The organism is Exiguobacterium sp. 17-1 (assembly GCF_023096305.1).
GTDB classification, from domain to species: Bacteria; Bacillota; Bacilli; order Exiguobacteriales; family Exiguobacteriaceae; genus Exiguobacterium_A; species Exiguobacterium_A sibiricum_A.
Genome location: NZ_JALIGJ010000001.1, coordinates 905,179 through 927,820, shown reverse-complemented (window position 1 = coordinate 927,820; position 22,642 = coordinate 905,179). Strand labels below are relative to the sequence as shown.

The following is a 22,642-nucleotide window of genomic DNA, read 5'->3' as shown; positions in this document are numbered from 1 at the left end:
CCTTATTGAACTGCCAGCAATTGTGTCAACGCTGCTGCTTTTTTAGGGTCCATCTTTGCCATGATGGCCGCTTGTTGTTCAGCATCGATCTCTTTAATGATTGAGACGACTTCGGTCGGACTCAATTCGTTAAAAATATTGGCTGCATCTTTCGGCGTCATCTCCGCATAGACATCCGTCACATCAGCAGTCTTTTTCGGAGTCGGCTTATTAGTCGCTGCCGGTGTAGCCGGCGTGTTTTTTAGTCGATCCCGTTCCGCAATCAATCGGACGACTTCCTGTTCTTTCGCTTGGATGAGTTCTGCTTGATCCGTCGTCTTTGCCCGCAGTTTTTTGATTTCAGCGTTTGCTAATTTCAAACGTTGTTCGATCTCCGAACTTTTTGAAGACGTTACCTTCGTGTTCGTTACTTCTTCTGACGCAAAAGGCAATGAAAAAATCGGCCGCCCATTAGCATAATTTAATACGAGATAGGCTGTAAATAATAGCAATAACAATGGGATGATTAATAAAGGCAAAATCCATTGTTTTGATGATTTGTTCTCACTCATGTCGTTCGCCTTCTTCCAAACTGCAATAATGCTAATTCATCCATTTGGTTCTGTTCCACTAAAGCGAGTGTCCGCCGATTTTCTTCTAATTGATTCGATTGCAGTCGTGTGAATTTCTTTTCTTCAATTAAAGCTTCTTTTAAATCGACTTGAGCCCGTTCATACTGATTTTTCGCCTGTGTGACATATAACTGTTGTCGTTCGATCTGTTGTTTGACAACATCGCGTGCACGTTCACGGTATTGAGAAGCAAGCAACTCAACCGTCCCTGTTTCGTTTTGTGCTTTCAAAAACGCTTCATAACGAACGAGCAGGTGATACAGTTTCTCCACCTCGACTTCATATTGTTTCTTTTTTTCAGCAGTATGTTTTGAAACACGATCCTTTTCCGCTTCCGCTAAAGGAATGATACGTTCATATATGGTTTTCATTCGTGCACCCCCTTAACGGATTGTCGAAATCAAACGATCCATCCCATCTTCGAAATGACTTTTCTCTTCCACCCGTTGTTTTAAAAATCCGATCAATTCCGGATACTTTTCAACAGCCCGATCAATGTCTGGATTTGTACCGCTTTTGTAAGCACCGATATTGATTAAATCTTCGGCATCGAGGTACGTTGACAATAGCTGCCTGAAGGTAATGGCACTATCCTTATGTTCGGTCGAAGTAATTTGATTCATGACCCGGCTGATGGAGCGTAGGATGTGAATCGCCGGATATTGTCCTTTATTGGCGAGATTTCGGTCGAGGACAAAATGACCATCGAGAATCCCGCGGACCGCATCCGCAATCGGTTCATTCATGTCATCACCGTCAACTAAGACCGTATAAAATGCTGTAATGGAACCTTCTGTCGTTTTACCGCTTCGTTCCAACAATTGTGGAAGTAAGGCGAATACACTCGGGGTATATCCCTTGGAAGCAGGTGGTTCCCCGGTTGCCAGACCAATTTCTCGCTGGGCCATAGCAAACCGTGTGACGGAATCCATCATCAAAACGACATTTTTTCCTTGATCCCGAAAATATTCAGCAATCGCCGTTGCCGTGTAGGCGCCTTTGAGTCGTACGAGTGGCGGTTGATCACTCGTCGCTACGACGATGATCGAACGGCTCATGCCTTCCTCACCTAACTCCGCTTCAATAAATTCCTTCACTTCACGGCCTCGTTCACCAATCAAGGCGATGACATTGATATCAGCCGTCGATCGTTTGGCAATCATACCGAGTAATGTTGATTTACCGACACCTGATCCTGCGAATAATCCGACGCGTTGACCTTGTCCGACGGTCAATAAACCATCGATGGCACGAATGCCTGTCGACAACACTTCATCAATTCGCGGACGATCAAGTGGACTTGGTGGCTTACGGACAATGGAAGTCGTCCGTAAATGTGCCAGTGATTTTCCATCTAATGACCGTCCAAGCCCGTCTAAGACTTTCCCGATCAAATCATCTCCGACAGGAACATGGAGCGGTTTCCCTGTTGCGATGACAATCGACCCAGGTGCAATGGCCGTCGTCTCACCATAAGGCATCAGTAACACATGTCCTTCCCGAAAACCAACGACCTCTGCCTCGATTTCGTCTCCACGATGTATTCGGATCAAGCACCGTTCTCCAATGGCGACAGCTGTCGGACCACGCGATTCAATCATCAAACCAATGACTTGAACGACTTTACCGGAATGTTGAACCAAATCTTCTGAACGAACATCCCGAATCGCGGCTTGCAATGGTTTCAGTTTATACATCTTGCAGCACCTCGGATAACTGTTTCAATAACATGTCATAACTAGAAGTCAGTCCACCTGTAATGGCACCATTTTCTGAATCGACACGAAAATCACGTACTGCCAGTTCAGCGTCGATTCTAAAGCTGATTGTCGTTGTTCCACCTAAAATTGTTTGGAGTCGTTCATCTAACAATACGACCCTTTCAAAGTCTTCCGCTGATGTATACACTACTAATTTTTCACGGTCCCGGAATTGAAGTATCAGTTTATGAATCGATTGATACAATGCTTCTTCATCCGTATCATGTAAATGTTCTAAAAATTGATGTGTCAATTGAAGTGAAAGTGCACACAATTCGTCTTCCATCATCTCAATCCGGTCAGAAAACATCTGTTCGAGACGACTTGCGAATTGATTAGTTTCCTCGATTCGTTGTTGATACGAGGTTCGACCTTCATTTTGACCCGTTTGGTATCCTTCTTGATGCCCTTGTTGCCTTGCTTCTTCTAATACCTTTATCCGTTCTTGCTCCAAAGCCATGCGCTGTGATTGTTCGCGTTGTTCCAACAAATCCTGCTGTTGTTTTAATTGTCTTTGACCTTCATGCATCATGTCATCATATGACGTAAGTGGCTCAGGATCAGCAGTCTGCTCTGGAGTACGATGAACTATCGTCCGGTGATCTCGTTCAAAAACAATTTGACGTTTTATGACGTTAGACAACGATATCATCTCCTCCACCACGGGCTACCACGATTTCTCCCATATCTTCCAGGCGACGAATGATACCCACAATTCGACTTTGTGCTTCTTCGACGTCACGCAACCGGACAGGTCCCATGAACTCCATATCCTCTTTGAACGATTCGACCATTCGTTGGGACATATTGCGATAAACCATTTCCTTCACGTCGTCTGAAGACACCTTGAGCGAAAGCAACAAGTCTTCATTCGAAACTTCACGAATAATCCGTTGAATGGCCCGTGCATCCAGTGTAACGATGTCTTCAAAGACAAACATCCGTTTCTTGATTTCTTCCGCCAATTCCGGATCCTGAATTTCAAGCGTATCGAGAATCGTTCGTTCCGTTGTCCGGTCGACACCGTTCAAGACTTGAACAACCGCTTCGATTCCGCCAGATTGAGCATAATCCTGCATTCCTGCTTGTGATAGATTCCTTTCGAGTATTTGTTCGACTTCACTGATGATTTCTGGATTCATCCGATCCATCGTTGCAATCCGTCGGGCGACATCAGACTGGGCTTCTGTCGGAAGTTCTGATAGAATCTGTCCTGATTTGACCGGATCCAAATGAGCCAATACCAAAGCAATCGTTTGCGGATGTTCATTTTGAATGAAGTTCAGCAATTGTTTCGAATCTGCTTTGCGGGCAAACTCAAACGGTCTGACTTGAAGCGTCGATGTCAAACGATAAATGAGTTCCATCGCTTTCTCTTCACCTAGTGCTTTTTCCAACACGGATTTTGCAAATCCGATACCACCTTGCGTGATATAGTTTTGCGCCGTCGCTAATTCGTGAAACTCTTCTAACACTTCGAGCTTCTCATCCGGATCAATCCGTTTCATGCTCGAAATCTGTAATGTCAGCCATTCCATTTCTTCTTCAGACAAATGTTTGTATACGCTGGCCGCGACTTCCGGACCAAGCGAAATCATTAAAATGGCGGCTTTTTCCCGACTACTCATCTCTAACTTCTTCATTTCATCAATCCTCCGCTAACCAGGTGCGTAACAACTTCGCAAATTCATCCGGATTGGATGCGGCAAGCTTCTCAAGCTGTTTCCGTTTGACCGTTCCTTCACTTGTGTCCTCTGTCGACAGTTCAGGAATCTCTGTCTCGATCGGTGTCCATTCTTCCAGTTCCTCAATCTCAGCTGTTCTTCTTCTACGTATTAACAGGAAGATAACTCCTACTACAATCAGTGCTGCGGCACCTAATGCAAACCAGACCCACATCGGTGTTGTTTCCGTTGTTACTGTCTGTTTCGGTGTCTCGGCAAACGGTCTTGACATGACGACGACTTTATTCGCCAGCTCTGCATCGGTTAAGGTCGTCTTCGCATCTGTCTTCGTCAATGAAGTACGAATGATCGAATACATCATGGTCTGTAAATCTGTTTGAAGTTGCGGATCTATTTGATTTTGTCCTTTAGGTGGCTCAACGATGACTTGAATTCCTAAATCCCGAATTTCATATGGCGCACCGGTAATCTGTTTTGTGATTCGATTAACTTCGTAATTAATGATGTCGTGTGTCTTCTCACTCGTATCTCCTGCCGTCCCTGTACCTTGCGGGAAGTTAATTGTCTCATTCTCACCCGTTCCTGCAGTTCCTTCATTTGCAGCCCCGGTGTATGCTTCGGCGACTTTCTCTGCCGAGGTGACAATCCCCTCGATTTTATCAGGATCAACCGGTTCGACTAATTTTTGTTCTTCTTGACGCTGCGTGACATCGACATCTGCCGTAACAGAGACTAATGCTTTTTGCGGACCAAGAACAACCGACAGCATCTGTTGAATTTGCTGACGCAAATCTTTTTCTGTCGTTTTCTTCAACTGCATCGGATCCGTTCCCCCTGCAGTCTGAGTTCCCTTACCTGGCTCATAATACGTAAAGTACTGATCCATGATGGTAATGTTCTCTTCTTTTAGATTCGGGATACTTTTCGCAATCAGGTGATAAAGACCTTGGACGGTCTGCTGATTCAGGTCGCTGCCGGCACTTGACGTCAAAACGACTGACACGGTTGATGTCTCTTCTTTATCTGATAAGAAAACGCTTTTTTCCGGTAATGTAATCATGACCTTTGCAGCATCAATCCCATTGACTTGTGTAATCAGATTTTCTAATTCCGTTTGCATCGTGTCCCGCTCGAGAATGTTCATTTCCTTATCTGTTGTTCCAAAGCCGGCGTTTTCGCTAAAGAAGGAATAATCAATTTGACCTGATTTCGGTATTCCGGCTGTCGCCAACTCTACTTTTAAGTTTTCTGCACTTTCTTCCGGTACGAGGATTGTCACACCTTCTGTACCACTGACGACCTCGGACTTTACACCATCTTCATTTAATTTCTCTGTTACTTGACCTGCCTCCTGGGGAGACAATTTCGAGTATAGCGGTGTCATCGTTGGTTTACTTAACCAAATCGCTGCAACAACGATAGCTGCAATTAGGAATAAGATGATTCCGATGATCGTTGCCTTTTTAACGAGCGACCATTCCTGCCATGTCATTTTTAATGCGCCAAAGCGCGTTTTTAGTCCTTCATTCATCAAACATCTCCCACGCTTTCCTTAACAATCACAGTTGCATACGCATCATTTCTTGGTATGCTTCGATGCCCTTATTCCGGACTTCGATAGCGAGTTGCATAGAAAGCGATGCTTCTTCTGTTTTGATCATGATGTTATGTAAGTCCGTCGTTTTTCCAGTCGCAAGATCGACTCGTGCTTGCGAGGAAGCTTGTTGCGCCTCATTCAGACCATTCATGGCCTGACTCAACACTTCACTGAAATCACTTGGTGTCGTTTTGGCAACAGATTGAGACGGTAAGACCATCTGCATACTTTGAATCGGTTGAATCGCCATCGTGTCATCTCCTTCTTACTTGCCGATTTCCATCGCTTTGACTAACATTGCTTTTGTTGCATTCAACGCAGTGACATTGGCTTCATAAGAACGCGTCGCCCCCATCATATCGACCATTTCCTTCAATAAATCGACGTTCGGCATTTTAACGTATCCCAGTTCATCCGCATCTGGATGATTCGGATTGTATTCCAACTTGAATGGTTCTTGATCTTTTCGAATCTCGCTGACTGTCACGCCATTGCCTGTTTCTTTTAAAACGGCTAATTTGCGGGCATATGGTTGCCATTCTCCGTTAACAAGCTCACCGCGTGTCGTCTGAGCATTGGCGATATTGGCAGATACGGTATCGAGTCGCAGACGCTGTGCCGTCAATCCCGTTGCGGATGTATGAAAACCTGAAAACATACTCATGATTTAACGTCCTCCCCGGATGACAGATTGAATTCCTGAAAATTTCCGGTTCAATTGTTCGACCAGTGCTTCGTACTCAATCTGGTTGCGTGATAATTCAGACATTTCGAGATCAATATCGACCCCGTTCCCATCGTTACGCATTGCAGACGATTGTTCGACGATACTTCCTGAAGTGCCGATTGTTGCGTGTCGTTTTAAACTCATTTTCATTTCAGAATCCAAGACATCTTCGAACACTACGCGCTTTGATTTATATCCAGGCGTATCGACGTTCGCAATATTTGCTGAGATTACTTTCTGCGCAGCTACCGTCCGATCGACGGCCTGTGTCATCGTTGTATAATCTGAACCAAGCCAGTTCATCATTCAACCTCCACCTCTATTTATCTCGTAAAACTTAGCATTATACCGTAAGCGGTTAGTAACATATCTGAAATAATTGAAACAAATAGGTCAATGTTTGAAAAGAAGTTTTTTCAAAAAAAGGGGAATGAGATGTTAATTTTACACTTTTTAAACCCTTTTTTTATAAAAATGATAAATAATACCTATAAAAAAAAGAAGACCTAGTGCTTTACTAGGTCTTCTTTGCAATTCTATTATTTTCTTTTTTTAGTTCGATTTAATCCGCTCTAATTCATAGAGGAAGTTGTCATTTAAAATCTTGATGTATGTCCCTTTCATACCAAGCGAACGAGACTCGATGACACCGGCACTTTCAAGTTTCCGCAACGCATTGACGATGACTGAACGAGTGATCCCGACACGGTCAGCAATCTTAGAAGCCACAAGCAATCCTTCGTTTCCGTCTAGCTCTTCGAAGATATGTTCGATCGCTTCAAGTTCAGAATACGATAAAGAATTGATCGCCATTTGGACGACGGCTTTTTTCCGCGCCTTATCTTCCGCTTCATGGGCTTTCTCACGTAAGATTTCCATTCCGACAACCGTTGCTCCGTATTCAGCAAGCACTAAGTCCTCTTCATTAAAATCTTCAAGCATCCGACCAAGTACAAGTGTTCCAAGTCGCTCACCGCCACCGATGATCGGAACGATCGTTGTTTTTGATGTCTCGAACATATCGCGGTTATCGATTGGGAACGCTGTATGCTCGCTGTCGATCGCGATGTTTGCCGTCGTTTCCGTCACATTAAACAATTTTTTCGTATAATCTTCCGGGAACTGACGCTCTTCGAGGAATCCACGAATTCGTGCATTCTCGATTTGTTGTTTAATTGCAATTCCTAATAACTTTCCACGACGGCTGACGATAAAGGTATTTGATTCCATGACTTCACTTAATCGATCTGCCATGACCTTAAAGTCGACATGTGTGCTTGCTTCTTGTTGTAACATCGTGTTGAGCTTTCGTGTTTTTGCCAGTAAATTCATGATTTTCTTCCTCCACTTATAAGATGAACTGACTTAAGTCACGATCATCTGCTACTTTTCCGACGCGGTCCATGACATATTGAGGTGTGATGGTGACGTCTGTCTCTGGCATCTCTGCCGCTTCAAACGATAATTCTTCTAATACACGTTCCATGATGGTATATAAACGGCGAGCACCGATATTATCTGTTTCATCATTTACTTGTGCCGCAATCCGTGCAATTTGACGAATCGCGTCTTCCGTAAATGTGACATGGACTTGCTCCGCCCCAAGCAAAGCCTTGTATTGCTTAAGCAATGCTTGATTTGGTTCTGTCAAAATTTTGACGAAGTCGTCTTCGGTCAAACTGTCGAGTTCCACCCGGATCGGAAAACGTCCTTGCAGTTCCGGAATCAAGTCAGATGGTTTTGCCATATGGAAAGCTCCGGCTGCAATGAATAACATATGATCCGTCTTGACAGGGCCATACTTCGTCACAACGGTTGATCCTTCGACGATGGGTAAGATATCACGCTGCACGCCTTCGCGCGATACACCGGCACTATCTTGTCCCTTCGTTGCAATCTTGTCGATTTCATCGACGAAGATGATTCCCATCTGCTCAGCACGACGAACGGCTTCGTCGTGGACTTCATTCAAATCGAGTAGACGTTCTGCCTCTTCCGCAGTCAAAATCGGACGTGCCTCTTTAACGCTTAGCTGGCGTTTCTTTGTTTTTTTCGGCATGACTTGTCCGAGCATATCCTGCAGATTCGCGAGCCCTTCCATACCTTGTTGTCCGGAGAACAAATCCATTTGACGCTCTTCGATGTCCACATCAATCATGCGGTCTTCTAGTTGACCTTGGAATAATTGTTGGCGAATGACGGACCGATCGGCTGTATCGTTGGCAGTTTCTTGCTCGGGCGGTTTTTGAGTTCCACCGAACAGCATCTCAAACGGATTTCCTCCGCCAAGACCCGTTGAAGCTTTTTTACCGGCAAGGGCATCAACGATTCGTTCATTCGCAACCGCTTCAGCACGTTCTTTCAAAGCTTCTTTTTTCTCATCTTTGACAAGGCGCAGTGAAGCTTCAACTAAATCACGGACCATTGATTCAACGTCACGTCCGACATAACCGACTTCCGTGAATTTCGTGGCTTCAATTTTAACGAACGGTGCACGAACCAATTTAGCAAGTCGACGGGCGATTTCCGTTTTTCCTACTCCTGTCGGTCCGATCATCAAGATGTTCTTCGGTGTCACTTCATCACGCAGACTCGGATCGAGCAGTTGACGGCGATAACGATTTCGAAGTGCAATCGCGACGGCTCGTTTCGCATCCGCTTGACCAATGACATGTTCATTTAGTTTTTCCACGATTTGTCTCGGTGTAAATTCATGCATCTGCACTTCCCCCAATCGTTTCTAAAATGATTTGATCATTCGTGAATACACATAGCTCTCCTGCTGTTTCAAGAGCGGCACGGGCGATTTCCTCGGCTGTCATATGTCCGGCATGCCGAGCCAGTGCCCGACCCGCGGCAAGCGCATAGTTTCCGCCTGAACCGATGGCCAAAATCCCGTCATCCGGTTCGATGACTTCTCCATTACCTGAAACAAGAAGTAAATGTGTTCCATCCATGACAAGCAACAAAGCTTCCAGCTGGCGTAGCATTTTATCGCCCCGCCATTCCTTTGCTAGTTCCACGGCAGCTCGTTGCAGGTTCCCGTTGTACATTTCAAGTTTTGCTTCAAACTTTTCGAATAACGTAAACGCATCAGCTACACTTCCGGCAAACCCTGCAATCACTTTCCCACCATAGAGACGCCGGACTTTTTTTGCACTTTTCTTCATGATGACTTGATTACCAAAAGTCACTTGTCCATCCCCGCTCATTGCAGATTGACCGTTATGTTGAATCGCAAAAATCGTCGTTGCATGAAACATGCTATTTCCTCCCTTAGGCACGCGGATGCGCTTGCTGATAAACATGTCGTAGCCGTTCCGTCGTGACGTGTGTATATTGCCCTGTCGTCGATAATGAAGCATGCCCAAGCAATTCTTGCACCGCTCGTAAATCTGCTCCACGTTCCAGTAAATCGGTCGCGAAACTATGTCGTAAAGCATGTGGTGTCACATGTTTCGATAAAAAGGGATCTGCTTTTTTTAAGATTTTCCGAATCCCGTCCGTTGTCAAACGGCGACCTGAACGAGAAAGAAAAATCGCTTGTTCTTCGTCCTCGGACGGTTGTCGTTCCTTCAAATATTCGGTCAAAGCTTTTTTCGCAAATGATCCGATTGGTGTAATCCGTTCTTTTCGTCCTTTACCGTATACATGCACATACTCCAAGTCCGGATCTAAATCCTTTACGTTCAATCCGGCCAATTCGCTGACACGCATCCCTGTTGCATACAGCAACTCAATCAATGCCACATTCCGTACGCCTAATGAATCCGATGTCCGGAAAACTTCTAAAAATCGTTCGTATTCTGATGGTACTAAAAACGTCGGTAGCGTTTGGTCACGTTTTGGCGCCTTCAATCCTTCAAAAGGATTGACGTCATTTGTATCCCGCGTCACAAAACGCCCGAATTGTTTCAAACAAGATACTTTTTGAGCGATCGTTGATTTAGATGCTTTTTGATCATAAAGAGCAAACAAATAACGCCGTGCAGTTGCCAATTCAATCGATCCCAGCTGATGATCGAGGCAAAAAGCGGCGTATTGTCGAAGTGTTTGATCATAAGAACGGCCCGTATTTGGAGATAATTGACGTTCGATGTGTACATACCGTAAAAACGATTTTCGCAGTACGTCAAACTCTGAGTCTACTCCCATTGATGAGCCCCCTTCTAACCATTTCATACTCGAATCGCCCTTAGCATAGCACACCGTAAGTAGTCTGACAATAGACCAAAAATCGGAAAAATAACAAAATTATCACGCTTTTATGACAAATTAAGAAATGGGAGAAAAGAACGCTGGATTGCGCCTTCTCCCCCATCTTCCTTACATATCGGTAAAGTCTTTAATTGCTTCTAATGCCCGTTCGGCAAGGAGCGCATACTTTTCTGGTTTCTTCATTCGACCTTTTTGGTCGGCAAGTCCCGGTACCAGTCCGAAGTTTGCGTTCATCGGTTGGAAGTTCTTACCTTCAGTCGTCGTGATATAATGCGCCATCGCACCCATCATCGTTTCTTTCGGGAAGGCGACCGGCTCCGCTTCGTTGACTAAACGAGCCGCATTGATACCTGCCGTCAAACCGGAAGCAGCTGATTCGACGTATCCTTCGACGCCTGTCATCTGACCGGCAAAGAATAGATCCGGACGTGTCCGTGTCTGATACGTCGGTTGCAACAGGTTCGGTGAATTGACGAACGTATTCCGGTGCATGACACCATAACGAACGATTTCAGCATTTTCAAGACCTGGAATCAAACGGATGATTCGTTTTTGTTCGCCCCACTTCAAATGCGTTTGGAATCCAACGAGGTTAAACAATGTTCCGGCTGAGTTATCCTGACGAAGTTGAACGACGGCATACGGACGTTCACCCGTTTTCGGATCTTCAAGACCAACTGGCTTCATCGGTCCGAATAAAAGTGTCTTTGGTCCGCGTGACGCTAATACTTCAAATGGCATGCATCCTTCGAAGTAGATTTCCTTCTCGAATTCTTTTAACGGAACGACTTCCGCTTGAATCAACTCATTGTGGAAATGCGTAAACTCTTCTTCTGTCATCGGACAGTTCAAGTAAGCCGCTTCTCCTTTATCATAACGTGACTTTAAATACACTTTATCGCGGTCAATCGTATCACCGTCAAGAATCGGTGCGGCAGCGTCAAAGAAATACAGGTAATCTTCTCCGGTGAACTGCTTGAGAGATTCGGACAAAGCGGCACTTGTCAAAGGACCTGTAGCGACGATGGTGGGACCATCTGGAATCGCTTCAAGTTCCTCATGATGGACCGTGACGTTCGGATGATTTTTTAACGTTTCCGTCACGTATCCGGCAAAGTCATGTCGATCGACAGCAAGCGCACCACCTGCCGGCACACTCGCAAGATCGGCAGCCTTGAGGATCAGTGAGTCGAGTTGTCGCATTTCTTCTTTTAATACACCGACTGCATTTGTCAGTTGATTCGCCCGAAGTGAGTTCGAGCAAACGAGCTCTGCAAATTGATCGGTATGGTGAGCAGGTGTCTGCTTGACTGGTCGCATTTCATATAAATCTACTTGTACACCGCGTTTCGCAAGTTGCCATGCTGCTTCAGAACCTGCGAGACCGGCGCCGATTACGGTTACCCGTTTCATCGGTCATTCCTCCTCTTGCTCCTGATCGATGCGTGTTTCATGATGTCCGCAAGACGTACATTCTACTTTCACACCGTTCTTGATTTTCTTTTGTACCATCATACTGCTACAAACCGGACATGGTTCTTCCACCGGTTTATCCCATGAGACGAATTCACATTCCGGATAATTCGAACAGCCGTAGAATAAGCGTCCTTTTTTACTCCGGCGTTCCACGATCTCACCTGTTCCACACGTCGGACATTTAACACCAATCTCAACTTGAATCGGCTTCGTGTTCCGACATTCCGGGAAGTTTGAGCACGCCATGAATTTTCCATAACGGCCCATCTTGATGACCATCGCGTGTCCGCAGACTTCACAATCTTCTCCGGCCGGTTCGTCTTTGATTTCGATTTTTTCGATTTCGGCTTCTGCACGTGTCAGACGCTTTTCGAACGATTTATAAATCGGATCGACGACTTCCGTCCACTGCATGTCCCCTTTTTCGATTGCATCGAGCAACGCTTCCATATCCGCCGTAAATTGAACGGTGATGAATTCTTGGAAATAATCACTGATCATATCGATGACCAGTTCCCCGAGTTCGGTCGGCAGGAATTTTTTCTCTTCGAGCGTCACGTAACCGCGTTTTTGGATCGTATCGAGTGTCGGCGCATACGTCGACGGACGACCAATCCCGAGTTCTTCCATCGCCCGGACGAGGCGTGCCTCGGTATACCGCGGTGGTGGTTGCGTAAAGTGTTGTTTCGGCTCAATCATTTCCTGCTCCAAGACTTCACCGTCTTCAAGCGGCGGTAACAAACCGTCCTTGACGTCCGTTACTGTCTCATCGTCTGTATCTTCAATATAGACTTTCATGAATCCGGCAAATTTAACCGTCGAACCGTTTGCCCGGAACATGACATCATTTGAAATCAAGTCGACTTTTACTGTATCCAGAACAGCCGGAGCCATTTGGCTCGCAACAAACCGTTCCCAAATTAATTTGTATAATCGGAATTGATCGCGGGATAAATACGATTTGACGAGTTGCGGGTCACGCATCGTCGATGTCGGACGAACCGCTTCGTGGGCATCTTGCGAATTTGCTGCTTTTTTCTCTTTCCGTTTTTCAACAGCGATATATTCTTTTCCGTACGCATTTTCAATGAACCCTTGTGCTTCAATGTTGGCGGTTTCGGATGTCCGGGTTGAATCGGTCCGCATGTACGTAATCAAACCGACCGTTCCTTCTTTTCCGAGCTCGATTCCTTCATATAACTGCTGGGCAATCATCATCGTTTTTTTCGCACGGAAGTTCAGCTTGCGGGCTGCTTCCTGTTGAAGCGAACTCGTCGTAAACGGCAAGGCCGGATTCCGGCGACGTTCTTTTTTCGTAACGGAATCGACCGTGAAGGACTCTGAAAGTTTGGCCAATACTTCATTGACTTCTTCTTCTGAGTGCAATTCGCGTTTCTTTCCGTCAATTCCGTAGAAGTTGGCTTCGAGCTTTTCACCATTTGCGTCCAGCTCCAGTTTGATCGTCCAATATTCTTCCGGTAAAAAGGCATTGATTTCCTGTTCGCGATCAATGATCATCTTCACAGCAACCGATTGAACACGTCCTGCTGACAAGCCTTTTTTAATTTTCTTCCAAAGTAACGGACTCATACTGTAACCGACGAGACGGTCCAAGATACGCCGCGCCTGTTGTGCATCGACAAGATCGTAGTTGATCTTGCGGGGTCTCTTGAACGAATCTTTGATGGCGTCTTTCGTGATTTCATTAAAGACGACCCGACATTCTGTCGATTCATCGACACCGAGGGCTTTCGCTAAGTGCCAAGCGATTGCTTCCCCTTCACGGTCCGGGTCGGCTGCAAGATAGATTTTTTGTGCTTTTTTAGCGGCCGTTTTTAACTCTTTTAAAACCGGGCCTTTACCACGAATCGTAATATACTTTGGTTCATAGTCATGTTCTACGTCAACACCCATTTGACTTTTCGGTAAGTCGATGACATGTCCCATCGAAGCTTTCACGGTATAGTTTGAACCGAGATAACGTTTGATGGTTTTTGCCTTTGCAGGTGATTCGACAATTACTAAATATTTTGCCATTACAATCGCTCCCTATTAGAGGCGTACTCGTATTTTAATCTCACTTATCATAGTAGTCTCGATTCCCATTTGTCAACGTTCATCAAGATACTTTTTGAAACTTCTTCCGGATTCAAGAGTGGAATCGCCCCTTCCGCAATCAGTTGATTTGTCCCTTGAAAGTGTTTTTCTGTCGGACAACCCGGGATACAATACACGTCTTTTCCCTGTTCAAGCGCGTGACCTGCCGTGTTCATCGTCCCGCTTTTCCGGGTTGCCTCAACAATAATCAATCCTGACGCCAGTCCGGAGATAATCCGGTTTCGTTCCAAAAACTGATACTTCTTGATTGGGGTTGGAGCGGGATACTCCGATAAAAGCAGTCCTGCTTGCTGAATCCGTTGAAACAGTTGTGAATGCCGGGCGGGATACAAACAATCAAAACCGCTCGCTAACACAGCAATCGTCGCTTGATGATGTTTAAGGGAAAGACGATGTACAAGAGAATCAATACCAAGAGCACCACCTGACACCGTGACGAATGGAGACTCGAAAAAGGGACGTAAGAAAGATAAACGTTTTGAGTGAGAAGGAGAGGGTTGACGACTTCCGATGATACTGATCATCGGCTGTTTTAATAAGGAAGGATCACCGCTGAAGAAAAGACCGTAGACGGGTTGAGGAATTTGAAGCAACGACATCGGAAAAAACGGGTCACCCGGAACAAGAAGGTTCGTTGGGACTTGATCCAATTGTAAGGCACGCTGATAACGGTTTTTGATGGATCTTGACACGGGTAAATCCTCTACCGGTAAAAGACCGTACTGCTCGATCAAGACAACGATTGAATACGGAACCCGGCAAGTCGCAAAACGTGCATACAGTTCTCTGTCCATTCATTACGCTCCTTTTATATAGAAGAAAGCCGTCCTGATTCAATCAGGACAGCTAACATCTTGTTTACTTCACAGTTGAACCTGTGACACATTCGCCGTAGATACCGGCTTCTTTGATGACACGAATCAACGTCTCACCGATGATAGCTGGTGTTTCTGCTACTTCGATCCCATTGGCACGAAGTGTTTTGATTTTTTCTGCAGCAGTTCCTTTACCACCTGAAATGATGGCACCGGCATGACCCATGCGTTTGCCTTCAGGTGCTGTTTGCCCACCGATGAATCCGATGACCGGCTTCGTCATGTTGGCTTTGACCCACTCAGCCGCTTCTTCTTCTGCCGTTCCACCGATTTCACCCAGCATGATGACGGCTTTTGTTTCCGGATCTTCATTAAACGCTTTGAGCGTATCAATGAAATCTGTTCCGTTGACCGGATCGCCACCAATTCCGACTGCTGTTGATTGACCAATTCCTGCTGTCGTCAATTGATGAACGGCTTCATACGTCAATGTTCCAGAACGTGAGACGATTCCGACGTGACCTGGTGTATGAATGTATCCTGGCATGATCCCGAGTTTCGCAACGCCTGGCGTAATGACACCCGGACAGTTCGGTCCGATCAGACGGACTGGTTTTCCGTCCAGATAACGTTTTACTTTAACCATATCAAGAACCGGAATCCCTTCCGTGATACAAATGATCAAGGCGATGTTCGCATCCGCTGCTTCCATGATGGCATCGGCCGCAAATGCAGGCGGTACATAGATGATTGAAGCATTGGCAGCTGTCTTTTCGACTGCTTGAGCGACTGTATCGAAGACCGGCACTCCTAGTACTTCCGTTCCACCTTTACCTGGTGTCACGCCACCGACGAGGTTCGTTCCGTAATCAATCATCTGTTCGCCGTGGAACATTCCTTGATTCCCTGTAATTCCTTGAATGATGACTTTTGTTGATTCATTTACCCAAATACTCATCCTTAGCTCCCCCTTACTTCACGAGCGCAGCAATTTTTTCTGCGCCGTCTGCCATTGATGTAGCTGCTGTAATCGCTAGACCTGAATCTTTGAGAATTTGTTTCCCGGCATCGACGTTTGTTCCTTCGAGACGAACGACGAGTGGCAATTCTAAGCCAACTTCTTTTGTTGCGGCAACGATACCTTCTGCAATGACGTCACACTTCATGATTCCACCAAAGATGTTAACGAAAATTCCTTTGACGTTCTCATCCGACAAAATCAATTTAAAGGCTTCTGTTACTTTTTCTTTTGTCGCACCGCCACCGACATCAAGGAAGTTTGCTGGATCGCCGCTGAAATGCTTGATGATATCCATCGTCGCCATCGCGAGACCTGCACCGTTGACGAGACATCCGATGTTTCCGTCGAGTGCGATATAGTTTAAGTCATTTTTAGAAGCTTCCACTTCACGTGGATCTTCTTCTGATTCGTCACGGAGTGCGACGACATCAGCATGACGGTATAACGCGTTTGAATCAAAGTTGAGTTTTGCATCAAGTGCCAAGACATCACCGTCTTTTGTTGTGACGAGTGGATTGATTTCAGCAATTGAACAATCCTTATCGACGAAGAATGTATACAATTTCGTGACCATACCGACGAACTTGTTGACAAGTTTAACCGGAACACCCATTGCAAACGCCAGTTTCCGTGCTTGGAAGGCTTGTAAACCAACTGCCGGATCCACTACTTCTTTGATGATTTTTTCCGGAGTTGCTTCTGCTACTTCCTCAATATCCATTCCGCCTTCACTTGAACCCATGATGACGACACGACCTGTTACACGGTCGAGGACGATCCCGAGATAATACTCTTTGTCAATCGCACAACCTTCTTCAACAAGAAGACGTTGGATGACTTTACCTTCTGGACCTGTCTGATGCGTGACGAGTGTTTTGCCGAGTAACTCTGTCGCGAATTCTTTCACTTCTTCTTGCGATTTAGCCAATTTAACACCACCGGCTTTACCGCGACCCCCTGCGTGAATCTGTGCTTTTACGACTTTGATCGGACCTGACAATTGTTCTGCTGCATCGACTGCCTCTTCGACTGTAAATGCTGCAATTCCGTTCGGAACAGGTACACCGTACGAACGAAGTAACTCTTTTGCCTGATATTCATGTACATTCATGAAAAAATCCCCCTTAACCCCTTTAGTTTCGGCTCTTTCATTGTAGTTAAAATTGGAAGCGCTGTCTATCGTTATCGACCGAAAGCATTTATTTCTTCAAAATTTCCGTTTGATCAAGCTGATATAAAAAGGCAAACAACTCGGCGATGACTCCGTATAGTTCGTTTGGAATTTGTTCCGAGACTTGAACGGCATCGAGCAGTGTAATCAGCGTCGCGTCTTCACGGATCGGAATATTGTGCTGTAACGCCTCTTCGAGAATTCGTTCCGCGACCCGTTCCGATCCTTTCGCGACGACCTTAGGGGCTTGCATCTGTTCTTCATACGATAAGGCGATGGCTTTTTTCATATCTGATAGTCCACCCTTCCGTTTCGATCCGTCGGTTGAAATGAGATCCGTTCTTTTTCCGATTCGATCTGTTCAAATCGAATCAAATCATATCCTTGCTCGTGCAGACGCTGCTCGATGGTCGGCTGATAGTGGGACATAAAAGCGGCAATCCGTTCATCCGGATGAAAAACGGAAATCGCGATTTTTCGATCCGTGATTAATAAATCCAATGCAATTTCACCGACTTTCGGCAGTTTTAAGTAAAAAGCAATTCGTGCGTGATCCGGATTAAATTCTTTTTGATCAAAAGGTGCCTCCATCGTGACATCGACTTCTTCGAAAGGACCAAATTGCGGTAATTGAAACAAAAATATACCGCGTCCGGTTTCATTCGTCGCTTGAATGACCTGTTGGGCAAGTACCTGATCACTCGTCTTCCGGTCGAGCTGCCCTTCTGTTGTACCATCCGCACTCCGAGCGAGTTGAACCAATTCAATGATAGCTTGTTTGAAGGCTGTTCCGGACCCTTCCATCACTTTTTGACCCAGCTGTTGCAAGACATCTCGTGTCGTTTGCGGGACGGATTCCGCTGAAAGTGGATTGATTCGATCAAATGTCGGAAGCACCGGTAATTTCGGAGAACTCGTTTCCTGTGAAACGATTTTTAAAACGGGCTGTCCATCTGTACTCGTGACCAGAAAACGGTAAGTCGCGCCCTCTTTCAGCTCGGCTGTCGTTCCTGCCGTCAAGACACGTTGTCCGACTTGCAGCTCCATCAGACCGTCCGGAAGCAGTTTCAATACTTTACCGATGACGTTTGCCCCTTCGCGTAACGGTTGGTTGGTCGAATCAATAATTTTAAAGGGCAGTAAGGCACGATGCTCAATCTGCACGATAGCTCACCTCCTAAAGTCGGTCGAGGACCGGTTTAAATGTCTTTCGGTGAATCGGCGTCACCCCTACACGGTCGAGTGCCTGTAAGTGTTGTACCGTACCATATCCGGCATGTTGTTCAAAGCCGTAATCCGGATAGATCATGGCGTATTGTTCCATCATCGTATCCCGTGTTTCTTTCGCGACGACACTTGCTGCTGCAATCGAGATGCTCCGGGCATCGCCTTTAATCAAGGATTCCTGTGGGAAATCAACATCAAGCGTCATCGCGTCCACTAACAGGGCATCCGGCGTCAATTGAGCGACAGCCTGCTGCATAGCCTGTTTGGAGGCCTGGTAAATGTTGATCCGGTCAATCTCTTCCGGTTCGACGATCCCGATTGCGACTTCTGCGACTTCCTGAATATGCTCATACGCAGCAAGTCGTTGCTTTTTCGACATCTGTTTTGAATCTGTCAGCCCGGGATGATAAAAATCCACCGGTAAAATGACGGCTGCTGCGACGACGGGTCCCGCAAGCGGTCCCCGACCGACTTCGTCCACTCCGGCAATACGCTGATGACCTTGCGCGCGGTAAAGCTTTTCAAAAAGCGATCGTTCTTGAAACTGAACACGTTGTTGCTCTTCGTTTAACAACCGGCGCTCTGCTTGTTTCAGAGCAGTGACAACACCTTTTCGGGTATCTTGCGCGAATTCGCTTTTGATTTGTTCGAACTCTCCTCGTGAGACCATTGCTAATCGTGCTTTGATTTCAGTAATGTTCATGACTTAACTCCTTTTCGAAAAAAGCTTGGATTTCTCATCTCGAGAAGTCCAAGCCTGTCTTATTCTGTAACGGTCGCCCACTCTTCAACGGTCTCGAGCGTAACCCGACCAATTTTCTCCGTTCGGAGCTCGTGAAGCAACATTTCACTTGTCCGCTCAAAGTCGACATAGCCGCCGGTGACGAAACCACGGTTTTTTCCGATGGCTTCTAATACATCAACCGCTTCTCCCGTGATTTCCTTGAGACGATAACGCAGTTTTAATTGTTCCGGATAACGCGTCATCAACTCACGGATGGCAAACAAGGCAATATCATCAATATTCAGGATATCATCCTTAATGGCGCCCGTTGCCGCTAACCGGTAGCCGACAAGCTGGTCATCAAACTTCGGCCAGAGAATTCCCGGTGTATCAAGCAGTTCCATCTCACCCGTCTTCATTTTGATCCATTGTTGACGTTTCGTCACACCTGGACGGTCTCCTGTAATCGCGATGTTCCGTCCAGCCAAACGATTGATCAACGTTGATTTCCCGACGTTCGGGATCCCGATGATCAAAGCTCGAATCGCACTTGGATTCCGCCCTTTATCCCGCATCCGGTCATGTTTGTCTTTCATCAGACGTAAGGCACCTTCATGAATCTGTCCTAACCCTTTACTGTGCTTCGCATCGACTGCGACGACGTCGACACCGTCTTTTCGGAGTGCCTGCATCCATTTTTCGGTCAGACGGGCATCAGCCATGTCTGATTTATTCAGGACGATCAGTCGCGGTTTTCCTGCTGTGATTTGCTCGACCATCGGATTACGGCTTGACATCGGTAACCGTGCATCCACCAATTCGATGACGACATCAATCAATTTTAATTTTTCCGTGACTTCACGGCGTGCTTTCGCCATGTGTCCCGGGAACCATTGTATTGTCATTTCTTCCACCTCAAGTTTTCATAGTGCTTGGACTGCTAATAATGAACGATATATACATCGTGTCTCGTATGACCGATCCACTGCCTGTTCGAGAGAAACGATCCATTCTCTAGTATACGCAACTTTTCGCCAGAAAAGAACCCTGTCACGGTCCGAACAAAAAAACGAAGTCCACATGCAGTGAACTCCGTTTCTTAATTACTGGCTGAAATCGTCAATCGACTGATCGAACATCGCTAAACGGATAGAAGACGAAGTTCGTCGTACCGACGATTTGGTCTTCGTCTACAAAACCGATGTCCCGGCTGTCTTTCGAGTTTTGACGATTATCTCCCATTACAAACACTTTTCCTTTTGGAACGGTCTTTTGTGCTGTTTTTTCTTCCAATGTAAAGTCTTCTGTTAACGGAACACCATTCATCTGCGCCTTAAACTCGTTCAGATAAGGTTCCTCGACTTTTTTATCGTTGACGTATAATGTATCATCTTTGTAGTACATCGTATCACCTGGAACAGCAATCACACGTTTAATGTAATCCCGTGTTTCCGTTGCATGGAAGACGACGATGTCTCCCCGTTCCGGTTCATTGAAATAATAAGGAACCTTATTGACAATCATTCGGTCCGAATTGTGTAACGTCGGCATCATCGATTCGCCGTCCACAATGACCGGGACAAATAAAAACGTTCGGATGATGAACGCAATTACGAGCGCCACGACCAGCGCCTTGATCCAACTAAATAACTCCTTCACGCGTTCCACTCCTTCAACTCAATCTCTTGCCTAAACCTAGTATACGCATAAACGATAAAAAAAAGAAGCTTGTCCGGAGACAAGCCACTTTTTCACATGATTAACGACGAATTTCTTTAATACGAGCCGCTTTACCGCGAAGGTTACGGAGGTAGTAAAGTTTCGCACGACGGACTTTACCGTAACGAACGACTTCGATTTGCGCAACACGTGGTGAGTGAAGCGGGAACGCACGCTCAACGCCAACTCCGTAAGAAATCTTACGAACTGTAAACGTTTCGCTGATGCCGCCACCGTGACGTTTGATGACTACGCCTTCGAAAAGCTGGATCCGCTCACGCGTACCCTCGACGACTTTAACGTGGACGCGGACTGTATCACCAGGACGGAATGCAGGGACGTCTGACTTGATTTGTTCTTGTGTAATTTCACGGAACAATTGTTGTGTGTTCATGAATGATTTCTCCTTTTTTCACCAATGTTCGTATCTTCATTTGCCCTTGGCATCCAACAGCGGAACATCGTTAATAGGTGGCTTTTGCCACATGTTTTAACTTATCACAGTTTCAGTCGTTTGACAATCCTGAAATTGATTGCAAGTAACGACGGTCGGTCTCGGACAAATCGGCCTGCTCAAGTAAATCCGGTCGCCGTTCAAGCGTCCGCTTCAATGCCTGTTCGCGGCGCCATGTCTCGATCCGGGCATGGTTGCCGGACAATAAAACATCTGGAACCACTAACCCCCGAAAATCGGCAGGACGCGTATAATGCGGATATTCGAGTAATCCGGTCGAAAACGAGTCGTCTTCATGACTGGCAGCTTTTCCGAGAACATCCGGCAACAGGCGGACGGTCGCATCAATCATCGTCATGGCTGCAAGCTCGCCACCGGTCAGAACAAAGTCTCCAAGCGACACTTCATCTGTCACCAGTTCATCATGAATCCGTTGATCGAATCCTTCATAGTGACCGCATAGAAAGACGAGTTCTGTTTCGGTTGACCATTCCTCCGCAAGACGTTGATCAAATCGGCGCCCCGTCGGTGTCAGGGCAATGATTCGCCGGTTTGCTTCTGGTAACGCCGCAATCGCGTCAAAAATCGGTTGGGGAGTCAATAACATTCCGGCCCCGCCACCGTATGGAGAATCATCGACACGCCCATGACGGTTCGTTGAATAGTCTCGGAAATTGACATAGTTCAGTTCAATCCGCTTTTCTTCCTGGGCACGGGCGACAATCGAGTGATTGAGCGCTGTGAACATCTCCGGAAACAATGTCATGACCGTAATCTTCATCCTTCGATCAAACCCGGTAACGGTGTAATTTGAATCCGTTTTGCTTCGACATCGATCGAGGCGACGACTTGTTCGATATAGGGAATCAGAACATCCTTTTTACCGGGACGTTTGATTGTCCAAACGTCATTCGCTCCCGTTTCTAAAATATCAGAGACGACACCGATTTCGTTTTCACCGTCGAAGACCGTACAGCCGATGATTTCATGATAATAAAATTCATGTTCCCCGAGTTCCTGTAAGGCTTCCGGCTGAACATACAGCTTCGAGCCTTTATATTTCTCGACATCATTGATGTGTTGCATTCCTTTGAATGTCACCATGATGAACTGTTTGTGTTTCCGGTAACTGCTGATCGTAAACGGTGTGTATGTTCCGTTCGATTCTAAAAATACATCGTTGCCGACTTTAAAGCGCTGTTCCGGAAAATCTGTGCTTGCCAGTAGTTTCAATTCGCCTTTCAAACCGTGCGTGTTGGCGATTTTTGCGACTTCCAACCATTCCATCTGTTCCACTTCCTTATTTACAAGTCTTGTTT

General features: G+C 46.0%; 26 protein-coding genes. All 26 read right to left on the bottom strand.

All coding sequences use genetic code 11. From position 1 onward, the window contains the following. Positions 1–2 precede the first annotated feature (2 nt). The 26 genes from MUN34_RS04540 to rimM all read right to left on the bottom strand — a co-directional run bounded on the left by MUN34_RS04540 (position 3) and on the right by rimM (position 22,610). On the bottom strand, positions 3–551 hold the full coding sequence (locus MUN34_RS04540; protein WP_026828011.1) for a MotE family protein: 549 nt from the start codon (positions 549–551) through the stop codon (positions 3–5). Then, positions 548–982 carry a flagellar export protein FliJ gene (locus MUN34_RS04535; RefSeq protein ID WP_026828010.1) on the bottom strand — a complete coding sequence of 145 codons (435 nt, stop codon included), beginning with the start codon at positions 980–982 and terminating at the stop codon, positions 548–550. The genes MUN34_RS04540 and MUN34_RS04535 overlap by 4 nt, the downstream gene beginning before the upstream one ends. Positions 983–994: 12 nt before the next feature. After that, positions 995–2,308 carry a flagellar protein export ATPase FliI gene (gene fliI, locus MUN34_RS04530; protein WP_034769825.1) on the bottom strand — a complete coding sequence of 438 codons (1,314 nt, stop codon included), beginning with the start codon at positions 2,306–2,308 and terminating at the stop codon, positions 995–997. After that, on the bottom strand, positions 2,301–3,023 hold the full coding sequence (locus MUN34_RS04525) for a FliH/SctL family protein (RefSeq protein ID WP_034769823.1): 723 nt from the start codon (positions 3,021–3,023) through the stop codon (positions 2,301–2,303). Before MUN34_RS04525 ends, fliI begins: the two co-directional genes overlap by 8 nt. Continuing rightward, positions 3,007–4,014, bottom strand: a complete 1,008-nt coding sequence (fliG, locus tag MUN34_RS04520; RefSeq protein WP_026828007.1) for a flagellar motor switch protein FliG — start codon at positions 4,012–4,014, stop codon at positions 3,007–3,009. Before fliG ends, MUN34_RS04525 begins: the two co-directional genes overlap by 17 nt. Before the next feature lie 4 nt (positions 4,015–4,018). After that, positions 4,019–5,587: a flagellar basal-body MS-ring/collar protein FliF gene (gene fliF, locus MUN34_RS04515; protein ID WP_247856948.1), complete on the bottom strand. Its 1,569-nt coding sequence runs from the start codon at positions 5,585–5,587 to the stop codon at positions 4,019–4,021. A gap of 28 nt (positions 5,588–5,615) precedes the next feature. Further along, entirely contained in the window at positions 5,616–5,903 is a 288-nt protein-coding gene (fliE, locus tag MUN34_RS04510) for a flagellar hook-basal body complex protein FliE (RefSeq protein WP_026828005.1), read from the bottom strand. A 15-nt stretch (positions 5,904–5,918) separates the two neighbouring features. Continuing rightward, complete coding sequence (gene flgC, locus MUN34_RS04505) at positions 5,919–6,317, bottom strand: flagellar basal body rod protein FlgC (RefSeq protein ID WP_026828004.1); 399 nt, start codon at positions 6,315–6,317, stop codon at positions 5,919–5,921. 3 nt (positions 6,318–6,320) lie between these two features. Continuing rightward, a complete protein-coding gene (gene flgB, locus MUN34_RS04500) occupies positions 6,321–6,686 on the bottom strand; it encodes a flagellar basal body rod protein FlgB (RefSeq protein ID WP_247856947.1) in 366 nt (121 codons plus the stop codon). 246 nt (positions 6,687–6,932) lie between these two features. Beyond that, entirely contained in the window at positions 6,933–7,712 is a 780-nt protein-coding gene (codY, locus tag MUN34_RS04495; RefSeq protein ID WP_012370753.1) for a GTP-sensing pleiotropic transcriptional regulator CodY, read from the bottom strand. A gap of 16 nt (positions 7,713–7,728) precedes the next feature. After that, positions 7,729–9,099, bottom strand: a complete 1,371-nt coding sequence (gene hslU, locus MUN34_RS04490) for an ATP-dependent protease ATPase subunit HslU (RefSeq protein WP_026828002.1) — start codon at positions 9,097–9,099, stop codon at positions 7,729–7,731. After that, positions 9,092–9,688, bottom strand: coding sequence for an ATP-dependent protease subunit HslV (gene hslV / locus MUN34_RS04485; protein WP_427374421.1), 597 nt, complete (start codon positions 9,686–9,688; stop codon positions 9,092–9,094). Before hslV ends, hslU begins: the two co-directional genes overlap by 8 nt. After that, complete coding sequence (locus tag MUN34_RS04480) at positions 9,657–10,535, bottom strand: tyrosine-type recombinase/integrase (RefSeq protein ID WP_026828000.1); 879 nt, start codon at positions 10,533–10,535, stop codon at positions 9,657–9,659. Before MUN34_RS04480 ends, hslV begins: the two co-directional genes overlap by 32 nt. Before the next feature lie 171 nt (positions 10,536–10,706). After that, entirely contained in the window at positions 10,707–12,011 is a 1,305-nt protein-coding gene (gene trmFO, locus MUN34_RS04475; protein WP_247856946.1) for an FADH(2)-oxidizing methylenetetrahydrofolate--tRNA-(uracil(54)-C(5))-methyltransferase TrmFO, read from the bottom strand. A gap of 3 nt (positions 12,012–12,014) precedes the next feature. Next, entirely contained in the window at positions 12,015–14,111 is a 2,097-nt protein-coding gene (topA, locus tag MUN34_RS04470; protein ID WP_247856945.1) for a type I DNA topoisomerase, read from the bottom strand. A 47-nt stretch (positions 14,112–14,158) separates the two neighbouring features. Further along, positions 14,159–14,986, bottom strand: a complete 828-nt coding sequence (gene dprA / locus MUN34_RS04465; protein WP_247856944.1) for a DNA-processing protein DprA — start codon at positions 14,984–14,986, stop codon at positions 14,159–14,161. A 64-nt stretch (positions 14,987–15,050) separates the two neighbouring features. Next, complete coding sequence (gene sucD / locus MUN34_RS04460; protein WP_247856943.1) at positions 15,051–15,965, bottom strand: succinate--CoA ligase subunit alpha; 915 nt, start codon at positions 15,963–15,965, stop codon at positions 15,051–15,053. Positions 15,966–15,978: 13 nt separating this feature from the next. Then, positions 15,979–17,139: an ADP-forming succinate--CoA ligase subunit beta gene (sucC, locus tag MUN34_RS04455; RefSeq protein ID WP_026827995.1), complete on the bottom strand. Its 1,161-nt coding sequence runs from the start codon at positions 17,137–17,139 to the stop codon at positions 15,979–15,981. Positions 17,140–17,227: 88 nt separating this feature from the next. Next, complete coding sequence (locus MUN34_RS04450) at positions 17,228–17,488, bottom strand: EscU/YscU/HrcU family type III secretion system export apparatus switch protein (RefSeq protein ID WP_214763980.1); 261 nt, start codon at positions 17,486–17,488, stop codon at positions 17,228–17,230. Then, positions 17,485–18,363 carry a hypothetical protein gene (locus MUN34_RS04445; protein WP_247856942.1) on the bottom strand — a complete coding sequence of 293 codons (879 nt, stop codon included), beginning with the start codon at positions 18,361–18,363 and terminating at the stop codon, positions 17,485–17,487. Before MUN34_RS04445 ends, MUN34_RS04450 begins: the two co-directional genes overlap by 4 nt. Positions 18,364–18,376: 13 nt before the next feature. Continuing rightward, entirely contained in the window at positions 18,377–19,129 is a 753-nt protein-coding gene (locus MUN34_RS04440) for a ribonuclease HII (RefSeq protein ID WP_026827992.1), read from the bottom strand. A 59-nt stretch (positions 19,130–19,188) separates the two neighbouring features. Further along, positions 19,189–20,055, bottom strand: a complete 867-nt coding sequence (gene ylqF, locus MUN34_RS04435; RefSeq protein ID WP_026827991.1) for a ribosome biogenesis GTPase YlqF — start codon at positions 20,053–20,055, stop codon at positions 19,189–19,191. A gap of 214 nt (positions 20,056–20,269) precedes the next feature. Then, positions 20,270–20,809 carry a signal peptidase I gene (gene lepB / locus MUN34_RS04430; RefSeq protein ID WP_026827990.1) on the bottom strand — a complete coding sequence of 180 codons (540 nt, stop codon included), beginning with the start codon at positions 20,807–20,809 and terminating at the stop codon, positions 20,270–20,272. Between the two features lie 100 nt (positions 20,810–20,909). After that, the gene (rplS, locus tag MUN34_RS04425; RefSeq protein ID WP_012370767.1) at positions 20,910–21,263 is read right to left on the bottom strand and encodes a 50S ribosomal protein L19; all 354 of its coding nucleotides are present in this window, start codon (positions 21,261–21,263) and stop codon (positions 20,910–20,912) included. A 112-nt stretch (positions 21,264–21,375) separates the two neighbouring features. Further along, positions 21,376–22,104, bottom strand: coding sequence for a tRNA (guanosine(37)-N1)-methyltransferase TrmD (trmD, locus tag MUN34_RS04420; protein ID WP_247856941.1), 729 nt, complete (start codon positions 22,102–22,104; stop codon positions 21,376–21,378). Continuing rightward, positions 22,101–22,610 carry a ribosome maturation factor RimM gene (gene rimM / locus MUN34_RS04415; RefSeq protein ID WP_026827988.1) on the bottom strand — a complete coding sequence of 170 codons (510 nt, stop codon included), beginning with the start codon at positions 22,608–22,610 and terminating at the stop codon, positions 22,101–22,103. The genes trmD and rimM overlap by 4 nt, the downstream gene beginning before the upstream one ends. Positions 22,611–22,642 lie beyond the last annotated feature (32 nt).